Here is an 18,914-nt window from a genome sequence, read left to right on the forward strand (position 1 = left end):
TTGATAAATAAGATGACAAAGCTTAAAATAAAATCAGGAGATACGGTACAAGTAATTGCTGGAGACCATAAAGGATCAGAAGGTAAAGTGCTTAAAGTATTAATAGATAAGAACAAAGCCATCGTAGAAGGTGTTAACATGGTTAAGAAACATACGAAGCCAAGTGCACAAAACCCTCAAGGTGGTATTGTAGAGAAAGAAGCATCAATTCATATCTCTAACTTATCGTTGTTAACCTCAAAAGGTGAAGCAACAAGAGTTGGTTATAGAATGGATGGAGATAACAAAGTAAGATTTTCTAAAAAATCTAATGAAGTAATTTAATTATGGCTTACGTTGCAAGATTAAAACAAGAGTATAAGGATAAAGTTATTCCTGCTCTTACGGAAGAATTTGGATATAAAAATGTAATGCAAGTTCCTAAACTTACTAAGATAGTAATATCTAAAGGTGTTGGTGCAGCTGTTGCGGACAAGAAATTAATTGATCACGCAGTAGAAGAGCTTACAAAAATATCTGGACAGAAAGCTATACAAACTATGTCTAAGAAAGATGTTGCATCTTTTAAGTTACGTAAAGGGATGCCGATTGGTGCCAAAGTAACATTAAGAGGTGAGCAAATGTATGAGTTCTTAGATCGTTTAGTAACTTCAGCTTTACCACGAGTTAGAGATTTCAACGGAATTAAAGCTACAGGTTTTGATGGTCGTGGAAATTATAACTTAGGTGTTGTAGAACAAATTATTTTCCCAGAAATTGATATTGATAAGATCAATAAAATATCTGGTATGGATATCACATTTGTGACTTCTGCTGATACTGATAAGGAAGCAAAGTCATTATTAACAGAACTAGGATTACCATTTAAAAAGAATTAATTATGGCTAAAGAATCAATGAAAGCTCGTGAGGTGAAGCGTGCAAAAACGGTAGCTAAATATGCAGAAAAAAGAAAGGCTTTAAAAGAAGCTGGAGATTATGATGCATTACAAAAATTACCTAAAAATGCATCACCAATACGTATGCACAACCGTTGTAAACTTACCGGAAGACCAAAAGGTTATATGAGACAATTTGGTATTTCTCGTGTAATGTTTAGAGAAATGGCTAACAAAGGGTTAATTCCTGGTGTTAAAAAAGCAAGTTGGTAAATAAGGAAGCGAATTAGCTTCTGTACTATTAACAATATAATTATTGTATAATCGGAATTTAGGTTCGAGAAGTTCGAAAACCATTTTCCAAAATTTAAAACTATGTACACAGATCCAATCGCGGATTATTTAACGCGAGTTAGAAATGCAGTAAAAGCCAACCATAGAGTGGTTGAAATACCTGCATCTAACTTAAAAAAAGAGTTAACTAAAATATTGTTCGATCAGGGCTATATTTTAAGTTACAAGTTTGATGACAAGTCTACAGCTCAAGGCTCAATTAAAATAGCTTTGAAATACAACAAAGAGACTAAAGAGTCTGTTATCAAAAAAATTCAAAGAATCAGTAAACCAGGTTTACGTAAATATGCTGGTGCTAACGAAATGCCAAGAATCTTAAACGGTTTAGGTATTGCAATTGTTTCTACATCTCACGGAGTGATGACAGGTAAACAAGCGCAAAGAGAAAACGTTGGTGGCGAAGTATTATGTTACGTATACTAAAAACAGGAAATTATGTCAAGAATAGGTAAAAACCCAATAACAGTTCCTGAAGGTGTAACACTTGAGATTAAGGATAACATGATTACCGCTAAAGGTAAATTAGGTGAATTAACTCAAGAGTATTCAGATATTACTATAAAATTAGAAGACGGTACTATAACATTAGAACGTGCTTCAGATAAGAAAGATCAAAGAGCAAAACATGGTCTTTACAGAGCATTAATTGCCAATATGATAGAAGGTGTTTCTAAAGGCTGGACCAAAGAACTAGAATTAGTTGGTGTAGGTTATAGAGCATCTAATCAAGGACAAAAATTAGATTTAGCCGTAGGATTCTCTCACAACATTGTTTTGGATATTGCTCCAGAAGTAAAAGTTGAGACAATTTCTGAGAAAGGTAAAAATCCAATAGTTAAATTAACGTCTTTCGACAAACAATTAGTTGGTCAAGTTGCTGCGAAGATTCGTGGTTTCCGTAAGCCAGAACCTTACAAAGGAAAAGGTATTAAGTTTGTTGGTGAAGAAATTAGAAGAAAAGCAGGTAAATCAGCTTAATAATTAAGTTATGGCATTGACAAAGAACGAAAGAAGAATAAGAATAAAAAGCAGAATCCGTAAGGTGGTATCTGGTACTGAAGCAAGACCAAGATTAGCTGTTTTTAGAAGTAATAAAGAAATTTATGCTCAAGTCGTAGATGATGTAACTGGTAAAACTTTAGCTGCTGCATCCTCAAGAGATAAAGACATTGCAAAGTCAAAAGGTAACAAAACCGAAGTTGCGGCTTTAGTTGGTAAATCTGTGGCTGAAAAAGCTATGAAAGCTGGTATTGAAACTATTGCTTTTGATAGAGGTGGTTATTTATATCACGGAAGAGTAAAATCATTAGCAGAAGGTGCTAGAGAAGCAGGACTTAAATTTTAAGACATTATGTATCAAAAATATAAAAACGCAGAATTAGTAAAACCAGGCGGATTAGATTTAAAAGACCGTTTAGTAGGTGTACAGCGTGTAACTAAAGTAACAAAAGGTGGTAGAGCATTTGGTTTTTCTGCTATTGTTGTTGTAGGTGACGAAGCAGGAGTTGTAGGACAAGGTTTAGGTAAATCTAAAGATGTTGCCACTGCAATTGCTAAAGCTGTTGAAGATGCTAAGAAAAACTTAGTAAGAATTCCTATTATAAAAGGAACATTACCACATGAGCAAAAAGGAAAGTTTGGTGGAGCTAGAGTTAACATAATCCCAGCTGCACCTGGTACAGGAGTTATTGCTGGTGGTGCTGTTAGAACAGTACTTGAAGCAGTAGGTGTACATGATGTATTATCTAAGTCTCAAGGATCATCTAACCCTCATAACGTAGTAAAGGCAACTTTTGATGCTTTATTGCAATTAAGAGATGCTAAGTCTGTAGCTAAAGAACGTGGTATTTCTCTTGAAAAAGTATTTAACGGATAATCAAGGACAAGATGGCAAAGATTAAAGTAAAGAAAGTAAAAAGCGCAATCAATCGTACTAAAAGACAAAAGTTAACATTATTAGCTTTAGGTTTAAAAAAGATTGGTCAAGTTGTAGAGCACGATGCCACACCAAATATTCTTGGTATGGTGAAGAAAGTTGAACACTTAGTTTCTGTAGAAGAAGCTTAAAAATATACACTTAACAATGGATTTAAGTAATTTAAAACCTGCAGAAGGTTCAGTAAAAAATCAAGGAAAGCGTGTTGGACGTGGTCAAGGATCTGGTAAAGGTGGTACTGCGACAAGAGGACACAAAGGTGCTAAGTCACGTTCAGGTTATTCTAAGAAATTAGGATTTGAAGGTGGACAAATGCCTTTACAAAGACGTGTACCTAAATTTGGATTTACTAACATTAATAGAGTAGAGTATCAAGGTATAAACTTGGACACTTTACAACAGTTAGTGGATGAAAAGAAAATTAAGGATACTGTAGATTTTGAAACGTTTTTATCATTAGGTAAAGCTGGAAAAAATGATCTAGTTAAAATCTTAGGTAGAGGTGAATTAAAAGCTAAATTAACAGTAACTGCTCATAAATTTACTGCTACAGCAAAAGCTGCTATTGAAGCTGCTGGTGGTGAAGCTGTAACTTTATAAGATATCAAGGATGAAGATAATAGAAACATTAAAAAACGTCTGGAAAATCACTGAACTTAAGGATAGAATTATTCTAACCTTAGGATTATTATTAGTGTATCGTTTTGGTGCTCAGGTTGTATTACCTGGTATCAATATAGATGCATTAGGTGCTTTACAAGATGGGACTCAAGGAGGATTATTAGGTTTATTAAACGCTTTTACTGGTGGTGCTTTTGCGAATGCCTCTGTATTTGCATTAGGTATTATGCCTTATATTTCTGCTTCTATTGTTGTTCAATTAATGGGTATTGCGATTCCTTATTTGCAAAAGCTTCAAAAAGAAGGTGCTAGTGGTCAAAAGAAAATTACGCAAATTACACGTTGGTTAACGATTGGTATTTGTTTAGTACAAGCACCAGGATATTTGGCTAGTGTACCTGCATTATCAGGAACGTCATCTATGAGCGCTATGTTAGTGCCAGGTTTTAGTGAAAATATCTTTTACTTTTCATCAGTAGTTATTTTAGTTACAGGTTGTGTATTTGCAATGTGGCTAGGAGAAAAAATTACAGATAAAGGTATTGGTAATGGTATTTCATTATTAATTATGGTTGGTATTATTGCTACTTTACCTTCATCATTTATTCAAAATGCAGCATCTAGAACAGCTGGGAATGGTGGATTTATGATGATCTTAATAGAATTGGTAATTTGGTTCTTAATCATATTAGCATCAGTATTCTTAGTTATGGCCGTGCGTAAAATTGCTGTTCAGTATGCAAGAAGAACTGCATCTGGAGGTTATGAGAAGAATGTTTTTGGATCGCGTCAGTTTTTACCATTAAAGCTTAATGCTTCTGGTGTAATGCCAATTATATTTGCACAAGCTATTATGTTTGTACCAGGATTAATTGGTGGATCTTCTTTCATGAAGGATTCTGCAGCTGGTCAATGGATGGTAACTAATTTTCAAGATATATTCGGTTTTTGGTACAATTTAGTATTTGCTTTATTAATTATAATATTTACGTATTTCTATACGGCAATTACGGTACCTACTAATAAAATGGCAGATGATTTAAAACGTAGTGGTGGATTTATTCCAGGAATACGTCCAGGATCTGAAACCTCTGAATATTTAGATAAAATTATGTCACAAATTACCTTACCAGGTTCTATTTTCTTAGCATTGGTTGCAATTTTCCCTGCATTTATTGTTAAGTTAATGAATGTGCAACAAGGTTGGGCTTTATTCTTTGGCGGTACATCACTATTAATTATGGTTGGTGTAGCTATTGATACAATGCAGCAGATTAATTCTTATTTGTTAAATAAGCATTATGATGGTTTGATGAAAACGGGTAAGAATAGAAAAGCAGTGGCGCAATAAGAAAAACAGGTTTAGATCTCAATCTCAAAATTTAGGCAAGGTATTTGCTAGCTGAAGATTGAATACTAAAAATATATTATGGCAAAACAAGCAGCAATAGAACAAGACGGAACAATTATAGAAGCATTATCAAATGCTATGTTTCGTGTAGAATTAGAAAATGGTCATATAGTGACTGCACATATCTCTGGTAAAATGCGTATGCATTATATTAAATTATTACCGGGTGATAAGGTGAAATTAGAAATGAGTCCTTACGATTTAACAAAGGCTCGCATAACTTATAGATACTAATATGATGAAACCGAAAGGTTCCGTCTTACTATAGTAGTAATAAACAAAACAAGATGAAAGTAAGAGCATCAGTAAAGAAAAGAAGCGCAGACTGTAAACTTGTGCGCAGAAAAGGTAGACTTTACGTCATTAACAAAAAGAATCCTAGATTCAAACAAAGACAAGGGTAATTATGGCAAGAATTGCAGGTGTAGACATACCAAAAAACAAAAGAGGAGTAATCTCTTTAACTTATATCTACGGAGTAGGTAGAAGTAGAGCAAAAGAAATTTTAGCTGCTGCTAAAGTTGATGAGAGCACAAAAGTACAAGATTGGACTGACGACGAAATCGGAGCGATTCGTGAAGCTGTTGGTACATTTAAAATCGAAGGTGAATTACGTTCTGAAACGCAAATGAACATTAAGCGATTAATGGATATTGGATGTTACAGAGGTATTCGTCATAGAGCAGGTCTTCCTTTAAGAGGACAACGTACTAAGAACAACTCTCGTACAAGAAAAGGTAGAAGAAAAACGGTTGCTAACAAGAAAAAAGTAACTAAATAATAAATAGTCTTTAGTCTTTAGACGTTGGAAAGAATCTGTTTGAAATTTAACGGTTTAGGATTCTAGCGACTATTAACTAATACTAAAAACTAAAAGTAAACATGGCAAAGTCAAGTACTAAAAAAAGAAAAGTAATTGTTGATGCAATAGGAGAAGCTCATATAACGGCATCTTTTAACAACATCATCGTATCTTTAACAAATAAAAAAGGTGATGTAATTTCATGGTCATCAGCTGGTAAAATGGGCTTTAGAGGTTCTAAAAAGAATACTCCTTATGCTGCTCAATTAGCTGCTGAAGATGCTTCAGCTGTTGCAAAAGAAGCTGGATTAAAGAAAGTAAAAGTATATGTAAAAGGTCCAGGTAATGGTAGAGAATCTGCGATTAGGTCTATACACAATGCTGGTATTGAAGTTTCAGAAATCATTGATGTTACACCACAACCTCACAATGGTTGTCGCCCACCAAAAAGACGTAGAGTATAATTTATATATCTAATGAGTTAATATCAACTATTTTATATGGTTGATATTAATTTTTTATATGTAAATTTGCAAACTGAAAAAAATAATTAACAAGTATCAACGAGAGGTTAACAGTTATAAAAGGATAAGATTAAGACCTTAATTTTATAATCACTCTCAAAACAAATTTAAAATGGCAAGATATACTGGTCCTAAAACAAAAATCGCTCGTAAATTCGGACAAGCGATCTTCGGAGATGATAAAGCCTTCGAAAAAAGAAATTACCCTCCTGGACAGCACGGAGCTAACAAGAGAAGAGGTAAAAAATCTGAATATGCTATCCAATTAATGGAAAAGCAAAAAGCTAAATACACTTACGGTGTTTTAGAAAAGCAATTTAGAAACATGTTTAAAAGAGCAACTGCTGCTCAGGGTATTACTGGTGAAGTATTACTTCAATTATGTGAATCGCGTTTAGATAATGTGGTTTTCAGAATGGGTATTGCTCCAACACGTAGTGGTGCTAGACAGTTAGTATCTCACAGACACATTACAGTAAATGGTCAAAAGGTAAATGTACCTTCTTACCAATTAAAAGCTGGTGATGTAGTTGGTGTTAGAGAAAAATCTAAATCATTAGAAGCTATTCAAAATTCATTAGCTAATTCTAGTAATGTTTACGAATGGATTACTTGGAATAACGATACAATGGAAGGAACATATGTTTCTGTACCTGCGAGAATTCAAATTCCAGAACAAATCAACGAGCAATTCATCGTTGAACTTTACTCTAAATAATAATTAATCATATTGGTATTTGGCCAAAGGATTTATTAGTGGTCTTCAAACTTATAAATCGCGCAACCAAATAACAATTAAAACGAAGACAATATGGCAATATTAAATTTTCAGAAACCAGATAAAGTAATCATGATTGATTCTACTGATTTCGAAGGTAAATTCGAATTCAGACCTTTAGAACCAGGATACGGATTAACAGTAGGTAATGCATTACGTAGAGTATTATTATCTTCTTTAGAAGGTTTTGCAATCACTTCAGTTAGAATAGAAGGTGTAGATCATGAGTTTTCTACAATTTCTGGTGTAGTTGAAGATGTTACTGAAATGATTTTGAACTTAAAGCAAGTTAACTTTAAGCGTCAAATTGATGAAGTAGATAACGAAACAGTTACTATTTCTATTTCAGGACAAGATCAAATTACTGCTGGTGATTTTCAGAAGTTTATTTCTGGTTTCCAAGTATTAAATACAGATTTAGTTATTTGTAACTTAGATCCTAAAGTAAACATCAACATGGAACTTACTATCGAAAAAGGTAGAGGATATGTTCCTGCTGAAGAAAACAAAAAAGCGTCTGCACCAATCGGAACAATTTTTACAGATTCTATTTACACTCCAATAAAGAATGTAAAATATAGTATTGAAAACTTCCGTGTAGAGCAAAAAACGGATTACGAAAAATTAGTGTTCGAAATTCAAACTGATGGATCAATCAATCCAAAAGATGCTTTAACTGAAGCCGCTAAAATATTAATTCACCACTTCATGTTATTCTCTGATGAGCGTATCACTTTAGAAGCTGATGAAATTGCACAGACCGAAACGTATGATGAAGAATCACTTCACATGAGACAACTATTGAAAACTAAATTAGTTGATATGGACCTTTCTGTACGTGCACTTAACTGTTTAAAAGCTGCAGAAGTAGATACTTTAGGTGATTTAGTATCATTCAACAAAAATGATTTAATGAAATTCAGAAACTTTGGTAAGAAATCTTTAACTGAACTAGAAGAACTGGTAAATGTAAAAGGTCTTAACTTCGGAATGGATTTAAGTAAATATAAATTAGATAAAGACTAATTAGTTTGTCATTTCTGCGAAAGCAGGAATCTCATTCTAATTATAAAATTAATTATTAATCATATTTTGCTCCTCAAAAAAGAGTTTGGTAGCAAGATGATAAAACAAATGTCATGAGACACGGAAAAAAATTCAACCACTTAGGAAGACAAACAGCACATAGAAAAGCTATGTTAGCTAATATGGCTTGTTCATTAATTGAGCATAAGCGTATTAATACAACAGTTGCTAAAGCAAAAGCTTTAAAGCAGTTTGTAGAACCAATGATTACAAAATCAAAGACAGATACAACGCACAACAGACGTATTGTAATGGCTAAACTAAGACAAAAAGATGCTGTTGCAGAATTGTTTAGAGATGTAGCTGCTAAGATTGGTGATCGTCCAGGAGGATACACACGTATCATCAAATTAGGAAACAGACTTGGTGATAACGCTGATATGGCAATGATTGAGTTGGTTGACTATAATGAGCTTTACACTGCTGGTAAGCCAGAAAAGAAAACTCGTAGAAGTAGAAGAGGTGGCAAGAAAGCTACTACAACTCCACCAGTGGAGTCAAAAGCTACTAACGAAGAAGAATAAAAATGTTAATAAGCATTAATAAATATCAAGGATAAACTATTTCAGTTTATCCTTTTTTTTTGGAATTTTGTAAAACCTTTTTAAACACTATAAATGAAATACAAACAAAGAAAAAAAGCACTTATTCTTTTGGCTGATGGAACCATTTTCTATGGTAAGTCTATTGGCAAAGAAGGTTCTGCTTTTGGTGAAGTATGTTTTAATACTGGTACAACAGGCTATCAAGAAATTTTTACGGACCCTTCATATTACGGTCAGTTAATGGTAACCACTAATGCGCATATTGGAAACTATGGCACTAAAGAAGATGAAAATGAATCTAACACTGTTAAAATAGCCGGTTTAATTTGTAAAAATTTTAGCTTCGAATATTCAAGGCCAGCTGGTGATGCTTCATTAGAAGATTATTTTGAAAAGCATAATACGTTAGCCATTTCAGATGTAGATACGAGAGCATTGGTTAGTTATATCAGAGATAATGGTGCAATGAATGCTGTAATTTCGACAGAAGTAGATAATATAGAAAGTTTAAAGAAGCAACTGGCTGAAGTTCCCTCAATGAAAGGTTTAGAATTAGCATCTAAAGTTTCAACCAAGGAACCGTACTATTTTGGTGATGAAAACGCCACCTATAAAATAGCAGCATTAGATATAGGAATTAAAAAGAACATTCTTAGAAACTTAGCAAAGCGCGATGCTTACATTAAAGTTTTTCCATATAATTCTAAGTTTGAAGATTTAGAAGCTTTTAATCCAGATGGTTACTTCTTGTCTAATGGACCTGGAGATCCAGAACCTTTGGTTGAAGCACAGGCTGTAGCAAAGGAAATTATAGCTAAGAATAAACCTTTGTTTGGTATCTGTTTAGGGCATCAAGTGATTGCTTTAGCAAACGGAATTTCTACTTATAAAATGCATAATGGTCATAGAGGTATTAACCATCCTGTAAAGAATTTATTGACAGGTAAAGGTGAAATTACATCACAAAATCATGGTTTTGCGATTAACAGAGAAGAAACGGAAGCTAATGCTAATGTAGAAATTACACATGTACATCTTAATGACAATACAGTTGCAGGCATTAAGATAAAAGACAAAAATTGTTTCTCAGTTCAATATCACCCAGAAGCAAGTCCTGGACCAAATGATTCGGTCTATTTATTTGACCAGTTTATAGAGAATATAAAGAATAACTAAATACAGAAAACGCAATAAAACTCAAGTTTTATTGCGTTTTTTTAATTACGAAAACATTATAGTAAGGATTAGTCATAAATATAATTATTGTACTGTTTGAAACTATAGATTTTCGTAATTTTGACTAACCAGTACGGTTAGTCACGCTGAACGTAGCCGAAGTGCTTTTCACTATTAAAGCTTTTTGGTCAAAGATTTATAAATAACTTAAAAAAATAACAATGAGCATTATAATTAATGTACACGCAAGACAAATTTTAGACTCTAGAGGAAATCCAACTGTAGAAGTAGATGTTACTACAGAAAATGGTATAATGGGAAGAGCAGCCGTACCTTCTGGTGCTTCTACCGGAGAACACGAAGCTGTAGAGTTAAGAGATGGTGGAGACACTTACATGGGTAAAGGAGTTTTAAAAGCTGTTGAAAATGTTAATGCTATAATAGCTCAAGAATTACTTGGTGTTTCTGTGTTTGAGCAGAATGCTATCGATCAAATGATGATAGAATTAGATGGTACAGCAAACAAATCTAAGTTAGGTGCAAATGCCATTTTAGGAGTGTCTTTAGCATGTGCTAAAGCTGCAGCCAATGAATTAGGTATGCCTTTATACAGATATGTTGGTGGAGTTTCTGCTAATACACTGCCTGTACCAATGATGAATATCATAAATGGTGGTTCTCATAGTGATGCACCAATTGCATTTCAAGAATTTATGATCATGCCAGTAAAAGCGAAAGACTTTACGCACGCTATGCAAATGGGTACAGAGATTTTCCATAACCTTAAAAAAGTGCTACACGATAGAAACTTGAGTACAGCTGTAGGTGATGAAGGTGGTTTTGCTCCGAATTTAGCAGGAGGAACTGAAGATGCATTAGATACTATTGGTAAAGCCGTTTCTAACGCAGGTTATACGTTAGGTGATGATGTTATGATAGCTTTAGATTGTGCTGCTGCAGAATTTTACAAAGATGGAAAATACGATTACACTATTTTTGAAGGAGACTCTGGCAAAGTGCGTACAAGTAAAGAACAGGCAGATTATTTAGCTGAATTGGCATCTAAATACCCTATCATTTCTATTGAAGATGGTATGGACGAGAACGATTGGGAAGGTTGGAAATATTTAACTGAACAAATCGGTGATAAAGTACAATTAGTTGGTGACGATTTATTTGTAACTAATGTAGAACGTTTAGGAAGAGGTATTTCTGAAGGTATTGCAAACTCAATTTTAATTAAAGTAAACCAGATAGGTACGTTAACTGAAACGATTGCAGCTGTAAACATGGCGCATAATGCTGGTTATACATCTGTAATGTCTCACAGATCTGGTGAAACAGAAGATAATACTATTGCAGATTTAGCTGTGGCATTAAATACAGGGCAAATAAAAACAGGTTCTGCTTCGCGTAGTGATCGTATGGCAAAATACAACCAATTATTGCGTATAGAAGAAGAATTAGGTGATGTAGCTTATTTTCCCAAAGAGAATGCCTTTAAGGTGAAATAAAATACTTCAACTAAAATTTTAAAAGCGATTACTTGTTTAAAGTAATCGCTTTTGTTTTATATAGAAAATAGCAATATTACAATTGTTAAAACGATTATAAATACACTTTCGAAATCGTTTGATATTTCGTAAATTTACAATCCTTAAAAACTAAAAAATTATATATAAACATGTCAGATAAAGCTATCTTAGAAATTAATGGTGAAAAATACGAGTTTCCGGTTATAACTGGTACAGAAAATGAAGTTGCAATTGATATTAAAGCTTTACGTGGCTCAACTAAAGGTGTAATAACACTCGATCCTGGTTATAAAAATACCGGAAGTTGCGAAAGTGCAATTACTTTTTTAGATGGTGAAAAAGGAATATTAAGATATAGAGGTTATTCTATAGAAGAACTTGCAGAAAAGGCAGATTTTTTGGAAGTAGCTTATTTATTAATATTTGGTGAGCTTCCTACACAAGAGCAATTAGACAAATTTCATGCAGATATAAAATCGCATTCGGTTGTAGATGATGATATCAAAAAGATTTTAGATGCATTCCCAAAATCTGCTCATCCAATGGGAGTTTTGGCATCTTTAACTAGCGCGTTAACTGCTTTTAACCCTACCTCGGTAAATGTAGATTCTGAAGAAGAAATGTATAATGCCATCGTTAGAATCTTAGGTAAGTTTCCAATTTTAGTAGCTTGGACCATGCGCAAAAAGCATGGTATGCCATTAGATTATGGTAGCTCATCTTTAGGTTACGTTGAGAACATTTTACAAATGATGTTTAAAAACCCTACAAGTGATTATGAGCAGAACCCAATTTTAATTAACGCATTAGACAAATTATTAATTTTACATGCAGATCACGAACAAAATTGTTCTACATCAACTGTAAGAATCACTGGTTCGTCTCACGCAGGTTTATTCGTTTCCCTTGCCGCAGGTATTTCTGCACTTTGGGGTCCATTGCATGGAGGAGCCAATCAAGCTGTATTAGAAATGCTTGAGGCTATTAAAGAAGATGGTGGTGATACTAAAAAATATATGGCTAAAGCCAAAGATAAGAATGATCCATTCCGTTTAATGGGCTTTGGTCATCGTGTTTATAAAAACTTTGATCCAAGAGCTAAGATTATAAAAGTTGCTGCAAATGAAGTACTAAGTGATTTAGGTGTTGAAGATCCTATTTTAGATATTGCAAGAGGATTAGAAAAAGAAGCTTTAGAAGATCCTTATTTTGTAGATAGAAAATTATATCCAAATGTAGATTTCTACTCTGGCATCATTTATAGAGCGATGGGTATTCCTGTAGAAATGTTTACAGTAATGTTTGCATTAGGACGTTTACCAGGCTGGATTGCACAATGGAGAGAAATGCGTTTACGTAAAGAGCCAATAGGTCGCCCAAGACAATTATATACAGGTGAAACATATAGACCTTTTAAATCAATTGAAAAAAGGTAATTGTAACCGTATAAACATTATTAAAAAGCTTCATAAATTTTATGAGGCTTTTTTGTATTTTCGAAGCTCATGAAACTAAATATACAAAACGAAACATCTCGACTAAGGGCAGTAGTTTTAGGAACTGCAGAAAGCAATGGACCTATACCTACAATTGATGAAGCCTATGATCCAAAATCTATTGAGCATATAAAGGCTGGTACTTATCCAAAGGATAGTGATATGGTTAAAGAAATGGAGGCTGTTGCAGAAGTTTTTAAAAAGTACGATGTTACTGTTTATAGACCAAAATCTATTAAAGATTATAATCAGATATTCTCACGAGATATTGCTTTTGTTATTGAAGACAAACTCATTAAAGCCAATATCTTACCAGATAGAGAAGGGGAGTATCAAGCCATTCAACATGTTATAGATCAAATAGATAAAAATAAAGTAATTATTCTCCCAGAAGAATGTCATGTAGAAGGTGGTGATGTAATGCCGTGGAATGATTATATTTTTATTGGCACATATTCTGGTGAAGATTATCCAGATTATATTACGGCGCGTACCAATATGGATGCGGTTATTGCTATACAAGAGTTGTTTCCTCATAAAACTGTTAAAGCTTTTGAATTACGAAAGTCTAATACAGATCCTAAAGAAAATGCTTTACACTTAGACTGCTGTTTTCAGCCCATTGGAAAAGATAAAGCTATAATTCACAAAAACGGATTTTTAGTTGAAAGTGAATACCAATGGCTTGTTGATTTCTTTGATAAAGAGAACATTTTTGAAATTACAAAAGAAGAAATGTATAATATGAATAGTAATGTATTTTCTATCTCGGAAGACGTTATAATTTCTGAACAAAACTTCACAAGATTAAACACTTGGTTACGAGAAAATGGCTTCACAGTAGAAGAAGTACCTTATGCAGAAATAGCAAAACAAGAAGGGCTGTTGCGCTGTTCAACAATGCCTTTGATTAGGGATTAAATCCTTTACTTCCGATACAAAAAGTAATTATTAACAAGATTTATATACTCTTGTTTGGCCTCGTCTTCGCTAATATTTTGTATTTGGAATAGCGCATTAGTTTTAAAGGCATTAATAATTGGTTTTCGACTACTTGGACGATCATAATTATTGGTTGCTTTTTTATAATATGCGTATAAACGAAGCAAGAAATCGGCAGGAAACGGCTCTGTATGGTCATTTACACGATCTACAGCAGCTTTAAATTCTATATCTAATTCTTCATTCATTTCATCTCTGCAATGATGCTTTCACCACCACGAACTTTCTGATTAAGTTCTACTTTTATATCTGCATCTAAAGGTAAAAATAAATCAACTCTAGAGCCAAATTTTATAAATCCTGAATCTGTACCTTGTTGAGCGGTTGTATTGGGTTTTGCATAATTAACTATACGTTTTGCAAGTGCTCCTGCAATTTGTCTATATAACACTTTTCCAAAGCTTTCATTTTCAACCACGACAGTGGTGCGTTCATTCTCTTCACTGGCTTTTGGATGCCAAGCTACCAAATATTTTCCAGGATGATATTTACTATAGGTTATGTTTCCACTAATTGGGTAACGTGTAACATGCACATTTATTGGTGACATAAATACCGAAATCTGAATACGCTTATCTTTAAAAACTTCGTTTTCAAAAACCTCTTCAATAACAACTACTTTTCCATCTACAGGTGATAAAGCTTGTTTTTGGTTGGCATGTGTGTGACGTTTTGGATTTCTAAAAAATTGTAGGATTAAGATAAAGAATATCAAAACTGCAATCATTAGACCTTTTCTTAGCCATTCGTTAGTAACAAATTCATCAATTAAAAAAAATGAACCAACCACTATAACTAGAGTAATAAATATAATTTTATGACCTTCTTTATGAAACATAACTGATAATTCTTAGAAATAAATAAATAAATGGTGATGCAAAGATAATACTATCTAACCTATCTAAAAGGCCTCCATGTCCTGGCATTATAACACCACTATCTTTTACACCAGCTTGGCGTTTAAATTTTGACTCAATTAAATCTCCTAGAGTTCCTAATACACTGATAATTATCGCTAAAATTAGCCAATTAGTAAATTCTAATGTTTCGGTATATGTCGCTATAAAATAACTCGATAGGCACGCAAAAAACAATCCACCAAGAAAGCCTTCTACTGTTTTTTTAGGAGATACACTTGGAAATAATTTCTGTCTCCCAAAATTTTTACCAACTAAGTACGCTGCACTATCATTAACCCAAACTAAAATAAAGCTACCTAAAAGTAATAAGGGAGTAAAATTGTTTTTATAGTTAGCAATAAGAAGCATAAATATAAAACCACTAGTTAAGTAGAAGGTAGTAGTAATAAAACGTTTTGATTGAAAGAGCGGAATCTTATTTTCGGCAAATAAATCTTTAATAAGGATAAGGTTCACAAAGATCGAAATAACTAATAAAATTTGAATGGCTTCGTCATGACCTGCTATATTATTTCTATGAATGCAGAAATACCAAAAAGTACCATAAAGTAGTGCAAATATAATATACTGAAAAATAGATTTAAGCTTTATTAAATTGCTAAACTCTATTAGACTCAATATGCCGAAGATAGCGAACAATAAGATTGATGTCTCTTGTAGATATAATGAACCAACGAGTAACAAAACATAAATAACGCCAGAAATGGCTCTTATGGATAACTCTTTCATTATAAGTCTTCTAATAAAAGTAGATATAGGTTTTTAGAACTGCTTCCATAGGTTAAAAAATCCTTATCGTCATCAGTTTTAAAATGTTTTATGGTAGTAATATTTGTTGGTATTGAAGCTTTACTTTTTTCTTTAATTCCTTTGAGACCTTCACCAATAGTTTCTACAAATTGGCTTGTTGTAGCATAAATGATAAAATGATCTGGTAATTCAATCAATTTTTTTTCTGCAATCTGATTAGATGAAATTAATAAAGAACCATCATCAGAAATTAAATATTCGCAAGTAGATAAAAAATAAGCGCTTTCGGTAACTTTTTTAGTGCTTTTGAGATTAAAATCTTTAAATAATTCCGTTAAACGATCATCAATAAGAAAAACCTTATCGTCATGCCACTTATTTTCGTCAAGTATAGAATTTAAGCTGTCTTTTACCTCCTCCATATTTTCGCAATAGAGAAATTTTCCTCCATTAGCCTTAAAATTTATGGTAAAACGTTCATCAGCAGGCAACTTAACTTCTGGCATATATTTGCCACGCTCTTGATTTGGTATGTGTTCTTCAGTCTGATCAGATTTTTTTCCGAAGAATTTACGAAATAAGCTCATTCAATAGTTACTATTAATCCTAACTTTGCGATTTTCTCAAATATAAAAAAACTTAAATTAACATTTAGTTAATTTAAGTTTTTTATATGATTGCACTTGGTGTTACTCCTCTTCTTCTGTTTTAACTTCAGAAACAGCCTCCTTGTTATCATAAGGACGTTTACCAAATATTTTTTCGAGGTTATCTTTAAAAATAACTTCCTTATCTAACAATACTTCTGCTAACTCTGTAAGCTTATCCTTATGCTGCTCTAAGAGTTTTACAGCGCGTTCGTATTGCTCTTCTATGATGTCAGATATCTCTTTGTCAATAAGTTCTGCAGTTTGTTCACTATAAGGTTTTGTGAATCCATATTCTGATTGTCCTGAAGAATCGTAATAAGTTAAGTTACCAACTTTATCACTAAGACCATAAATAGTTACCATGGCTCTAGCTTGTTTTGTTACTTTCTCTAAGTCGCTTAATGCACCTGTAGAAATTTTATCAAAAATTACTTTTTCTGCAGCTCTACCACCTAATGCAGCACACATTTCGTCTAGCATTTGTTCTGGTCTAACAATTAATCTTTCTTCTGGTAAATACCAAGCAGCACCAAGAGAACGTCCTCTAGGAACAATAGTTACTTTTACAAGTGGAGCAGCATGCTCTAACATCCAACTTACGGTTGCATGACCAGCTTCATGGAAAGCAACAGCTCGCTTTTCTTCTGGTGTTATAATCTTATTTTTCTTTTCTAAACCACCGATAATTCTATCTACAGCATCAAGGAAATCTTGCTTATTAACTGCTTTTTTACCTTTTCTTGCAGCAATTAAAGCAGCTTCGTTACAAACGTTAGCTATATCTGCACCAGAAAAACCAGGTGTTTGTTTAGCTAAGAAGTCTATATCTAGAGTTTCTTCTTTTTTAAGTGGACGTAGGTGTACTTCAAAAATTTCTTTACGTTCTCTAACGTCTGGAAGATCTACATAAATCTGTCTATCAAAACGACCAGCTCGCATTAGTGCGCTATCTAAAACATCAGCTCTGTTAGTTGCTGCTAATACAATAACGTTTGTATTAGTACCAAAACCATCCATTTCTGTTAATAATTGGTTTAAGGTGTTTTCACGCTCGTCATTAGAACCAGAGAAATTATTTTTACCTCTTGCTCTACCTATAGCATCAATTTCATCAATAAATATAATTGAAGGAGATTTTTCTTTAGCTTGTTTAAAAAGATCTCTTACACGAGATGCACCTACACCAACAAACATTTCAACAAAATCCGAACCAGATAATGAGAAAAACGGCACTTTAGCTTCACCTGCAACAGCTTTTGCTAATAATGTTTTACCTGTACCTGGAGGTCCTACAAGTAATGCTCCTTTTGGAATTTTACCACCTAAGGCAGTATATTTTTCTGGGAATTTTAAGAAATCAACAATCTCTTGTACTTCTTCTTTAGCACCTTCTAAGCCAGCAACATCTTTAAAAGAAGTCTTAGTATCAGATTTTTCATCGAAGAGTTTCGCTTTAGATTTTCCGATATTAAAAATCTGTCCACCAGCTCCACCACCTCCACCAGAAGACATACGTCGCATTATAAATATCCAAATACCAATAATTAATACAAAAGGTAGAAGTGTAATTAACAAATCGCCCCAAACATTCTGTTCAGTATCAAAACCAACTTCTGTTGTTAAGTTGTTTTCAGCTTTTATTCTATTTATTTCTTCCTGAAATAGTTTTAGGTCACCAAACTCAAATTTATAATTTGGTATAGGTGAAACCGAAGGTAGAATAGTTTTTGGTTTTGAATTTTTATGAACCTCTAGTTTTTGCGCTGCATCAGTTAAATAAACACGTGCAATACGGTTGTTTATAATCTCTACTTTATCAACCTCCCCATTTCTTAAATAGTTAAAAAACTCTGTTGGTGTTGTCTTGCTACCCGAAGAATCTCCAAAACCACCAGAAAATAGCTGAATAGCCAAAAATACAGCGATAATAATTCCGTAAATCCAATACGGACTTACCTTAGGTTTCTTGTTTAAATTTTTATTGTCTTTTGCCATCTTGCTGCCGCAAACGCGGTAATCTTTTTTTTAGTAACTCGTTTCTATTTGGGTGGTTTTAGCGTCTCCCCAAAGACTTTCAATATCGTAGTATTCTCTAATTTGTTTTTGAAAAACATGAACTACCACATTAACATAATCCATTAATACCCATTCTGCATTATCAGTTCCCTCAATATGCCATGGTTTATCTTTTAAGGTTTTGCTAACTTGTTTTTGTATGGAATTGACGATTGCGTTAACTTGTGTATTAGAAGTACCTTCACAAACAATAAAATAATCACAAACCGTATTTTCTATTTCTCTTAAATCTAAAATTGTAATCTCTTTTCCTTTAACCTCTTCTATACCTCCAATAATAGTTGTAATGAGTTGGTCTGCATTGGTTTTTTCTTTCGTCATTAAATTGAATTAAATTTATGCAAAGTTATTATTTTTTTAGTTCTTGTAACTCCT

Annotated in this window: 27 protein-coding genes; 21 read left to right on the forward strand and 6 right to left on the reverse strand. The window is 33.2% G+C overall.

From position 1 onward, the window contains the following. Positions 1 to 12: 12 nt before the first annotated feature. The 21 genes from rplX (at position 13) to H8K90_RS14790 (ending at position 14,062) form a co-directional block, all read left to right on the forward strand. The gene (gene rplX, locus H8K90_RS14690) at positions 13 to 324 is read left to right on the forward strand and encodes a 50S ribosomal protein L24 (RefSeq protein ID WP_186846749.1); all 312 of its coding nucleotides are present in this window, start codon (positions 13 to 15) and stop codon (positions 322 to 324) included. Positions 325 to 326: 2 nt separating this feature from the next. Beyond that, a complete protein-coding gene (gene rplE / locus H8K90_RS14695; RefSeq protein ID WP_186846750.1) occupies positions 327 to 878 on the forward strand; it encodes a 50S ribosomal protein L5 in 552 nt (183 codons plus the stop codon). A 2-nt stretch (positions 879 to 880) separates the two neighbouring features. Beyond that, complete coding sequence (gene rpsN / locus H8K90_RS14700) at positions 881 to 1,150, forward strand: 30S ribosomal protein S14 (RefSeq protein WP_008269170.1); 270 nt, start codon at positions 881 to 883, stop codon at positions 1,148 to 1,150. 102 nt (positions 1,151 to 1,252) lie between these two features. After that, positions 1,253 to 1,654 carry a 30S ribosomal protein S8 gene (gene rpsH, locus H8K90_RS14705; RefSeq protein ID WP_186846751.1) on the forward strand — a complete coding sequence of 134 codons (402 nt, stop codon included), beginning with the start codon at positions 1,253 to 1,255 and terminating at the stop codon, positions 1,652 to 1,654. A 12-nt stretch (positions 1,655 to 1,666) separates the two neighbouring features. Then, on the forward strand, positions 1,667 to 2,209 hold the full coding sequence (rplF, locus tag H8K90_RS14710; RefSeq protein WP_186846752.1) for a 50S ribosomal protein L6: 543 nt from the start codon (positions 1,667 to 1,669) through the stop codon (positions 2,207 to 2,209). A gap of 10 nt (positions 2,210 to 2,219) precedes the next feature. Further along, the gene (rplR, locus tag H8K90_RS14715) at positions 2,220 to 2,576 is read left to right on the forward strand and encodes a 50S ribosomal protein L18 (RefSeq protein ID WP_186846753.1); all 357 of its coding nucleotides are present in this window, start codon (positions 2,220 to 2,222) and stop codon (positions 2,574 to 2,576) included. A gap of 6 nt (positions 2,577 to 2,582) precedes the next feature. Next, positions 2,583 to 3,107 (forward strand): 30S ribosomal protein S5, encoded by a 525-nt coding sequence (gene rpsE / locus H8K90_RS14720; protein WP_186846754.1) that lies wholly within the window; start codon positions 2,583 to 2,585, stop codon positions 3,105 to 3,107. A gap of 11 nt (positions 3,108 to 3,118) precedes the next feature. Then, complete coding sequence (gene rpmD / locus H8K90_RS14725; RefSeq protein ID WP_008269164.1) at positions 3,119 to 3,298, forward strand: 50S ribosomal protein L30; 180 nt, start codon at positions 3,119 to 3,121, stop codon at positions 3,296 to 3,298. A gap of 16 nt (positions 3,299 to 3,314) precedes the next feature. After that, positions 3,315 to 3,767 (forward strand): 50S ribosomal protein L15, encoded by a 453-nt coding sequence (rplO, locus tag H8K90_RS14730; RefSeq protein ID WP_186846755.1) that lies wholly within the window; start codon positions 3,315 to 3,317, stop codon positions 3,765 to 3,767. Positions 3,768 to 3,777: 10 nt separating this feature from the next. Beyond that, positions 3,778 to 5,139: a preprotein translocase subunit SecY gene (gene secY / locus H8K90_RS14735; RefSeq protein ID WP_186846756.1), complete on the forward strand. Its 1,362-nt coding sequence runs from the start codon at positions 3,778 to 3,780 to the stop codon at positions 5,137 to 5,139. Positions 5,140 to 5,217: 78 nt separating this feature from the next. After that, the gene (gene infA / locus H8K90_RS14740; protein WP_007094967.1) at positions 5,218 to 5,433 is read left to right on the forward strand and encodes a translation initiation factor IF-1; all 216 of its coding nucleotides are present in this window, start codon (positions 5,218 to 5,220) and stop codon (positions 5,431 to 5,433) included. Positions 5,434 to 5,486: 53 nt separating this feature from the next. After that, on the forward strand, positions 5,487 to 5,603 hold the full coding sequence (ykgO, locus tag H8K90_RS14745) for a type B 50S ribosomal protein L36 (RefSeq protein WP_008269159.1): 117 nt from the start codon (positions 5,487 to 5,489) through the stop codon (positions 5,601 to 5,603). Positions 5,604 to 5,605: 2 nt separating this feature from the next. Continuing rightward, the gene (gene rpsM / locus H8K90_RS14750) at positions 5,606 to 5,980 is read left to right on the forward strand and encodes a 30S ribosomal protein S13 (RefSeq protein ID WP_186846757.1); all 375 of its coding nucleotides are present in this window, start codon (positions 5,606 to 5,608) and stop codon (positions 5,978 to 5,980) included. Positions 5,981 to 6,081: 101 nt separating this feature from the next. Continuing rightward, positions 6,082 to 6,465 carry a 30S ribosomal protein S11 gene (gene rpsK / locus H8K90_RS14755; RefSeq protein ID WP_186846758.1) on the forward strand — a complete coding sequence of 128 codons (384 nt, stop codon included), beginning with the start codon at positions 6,082 to 6,084 and terminating at the stop codon, positions 6,463 to 6,465. A gap of 172 nt (positions 6,466 to 6,637) precedes the next feature. Further along, positions 6,638 to 7,243 (forward strand): 30S ribosomal protein S4, encoded by a 606-nt coding sequence (gene rpsD, locus H8K90_RS14760; protein ID WP_186846759.1) that lies wholly within the window; start codon positions 6,638 to 6,640, stop codon positions 7,241 to 7,243. A 93-nt stretch (positions 7,244 to 7,336) separates the two neighbouring features. After that, positions 7,337 to 8,329 carry a DNA-directed RNA polymerase subunit alpha gene (locus H8K90_RS14765; RefSeq protein WP_186846760.1) on the forward strand — a complete coding sequence of 331 codons (993 nt, stop codon included), beginning with the start codon at positions 7,337 to 7,339 and terminating at the stop codon, positions 8,327 to 8,329. A gap of 113 nt (positions 8,330 to 8,442) precedes the next feature. Further along, complete coding sequence (gene rplQ / locus H8K90_RS14770) at positions 8,443 to 8,913, forward strand: 50S ribosomal protein L17 (protein ID WP_186846761.1); 471 nt, start codon at positions 8,443 to 8,445, stop codon at positions 8,911 to 8,913. 93 nt (positions 8,914 to 9,006) lie between these two features. After that, positions 9,007 to 10,110: a glutamine-hydrolyzing carbamoyl-phosphate synthase small subunit gene (carA, locus tag H8K90_RS14775; protein WP_186846762.1), complete on the forward strand. Its 1,104-nt coding sequence runs from the start codon at positions 9,007 to 9,009 to the stop codon at positions 10,108 to 10,110. Between the two features lie 221 nt (positions 10,111 to 10,331). Further along, complete coding sequence (gene eno / locus H8K90_RS14780) at positions 10,332 to 11,624, forward strand: phosphopyruvate hydratase (protein WP_186846763.1); 1,293 nt, start codon at positions 10,332 to 10,334, stop codon at positions 11,622 to 11,624. Positions 11,625 to 11,794: 170 nt separating this feature from the next. Beyond that, complete coding sequence (locus H8K90_RS14785; protein ID WP_186846764.1) at positions 11,795 to 13,081, forward strand: citrate synthase; 1,287 nt, start codon at positions 11,795 to 11,797, stop codon at positions 13,079 to 13,081. 69 nt (positions 13,082 to 13,150) lie between these two features. Further along, positions 13,151 to 14,062, forward strand: a complete 912-nt coding sequence (locus tag H8K90_RS14790) for a dimethylarginine dimethylaminohydrolase family protein (RefSeq protein WP_186846765.1) — start codon at positions 13,151 to 13,153, stop codon at positions 14,060 to 14,062. A 5-nt stretch (positions 14,063 to 14,067) separates the two neighbouring features. Here H8K90_RS14790 and H8K90_RS14795 read toward each other — a convergent pair whose 3' ends face one another. The 6 genes from H8K90_RS14795 to rsfS all read right to left on the reverse strand — a co-directional run bounded on the left by H8K90_RS14795 (position 14,068) and on the right by rsfS (position 18,860). Further along, complete coding sequence (locus tag H8K90_RS14795) at positions 14,068 to 14,331, reverse strand: acyl-CoA-binding protein (RefSeq protein ID WP_186846766.1); 264 nt, start codon at positions 14,329 to 14,331, stop codon at positions 14,068 to 14,070. Then, positions 14,328 to 14,981 carry a phosphatidylserine decarboxylase family protein gene (locus tag H8K90_RS14800; protein ID WP_186846767.1) on the reverse strand — a complete coding sequence of 218 codons (654 nt, stop codon included), beginning with the start codon at positions 14,979 to 14,981 and terminating at the stop codon, positions 14,328 to 14,330. The genes H8K90_RS14795 and H8K90_RS14800 overlap by 4 nt, the downstream gene beginning before the upstream one ends. Continuing rightward, positions 14,971 to 15,792 (reverse strand): phosphatidate cytidylyltransferase, encoded by an 822-nt coding sequence (locus H8K90_RS14805; protein ID WP_186846768.1) that lies wholly within the window; start codon positions 15,790 to 15,792, stop codon positions 14,971 to 14,973. The genes H8K90_RS14800 and H8K90_RS14805 overlap by 11 nt, the downstream gene beginning before the upstream one ends. Then, a complete protein-coding gene (locus H8K90_RS14810) occupies positions 15,792 to 16,400 on the reverse strand; it encodes an LUD domain-containing protein (protein WP_186846769.1) in 609 nt (202 codons plus the stop codon). The genes H8K90_RS14805 and H8K90_RS14810 overlap by 1 nt, the downstream gene beginning before the upstream one ends. A gap of 102 nt (positions 16,401 to 16,502) precedes the next feature. Beyond that, positions 16,503 to 18,458: an ATP-dependent zinc metalloprotease FtsH gene (gene ftsH / locus H8K90_RS14815; protein WP_186846770.1), complete on the reverse strand. Its 1,956-nt coding sequence runs from the start codon at positions 18,456 to 18,458 to the stop codon at positions 16,503 to 16,505. Between the two features lie 30 nt (positions 18,459 to 18,488). Beyond that, complete coding sequence (gene rsfS / locus H8K90_RS14820; protein ID WP_186846771.1) at positions 18,489 to 18,860, reverse strand: ribosome silencing factor; 372 nt, start codon at positions 18,858 to 18,860, stop codon at positions 18,489 to 18,491. Between the last annotated feature and the right edge of the window lie 54 nt (positions 18,861 to 18,914).

Source organism: Winogradskyella echinorum (genome assembly GCF_014297365.1).
GTDB lineage: Bacteria > Bacteroidota > Bacteroidia > Flavobacteriales > Flavobacteriaceae > Winogradskyella > Winogradskyella echinorum.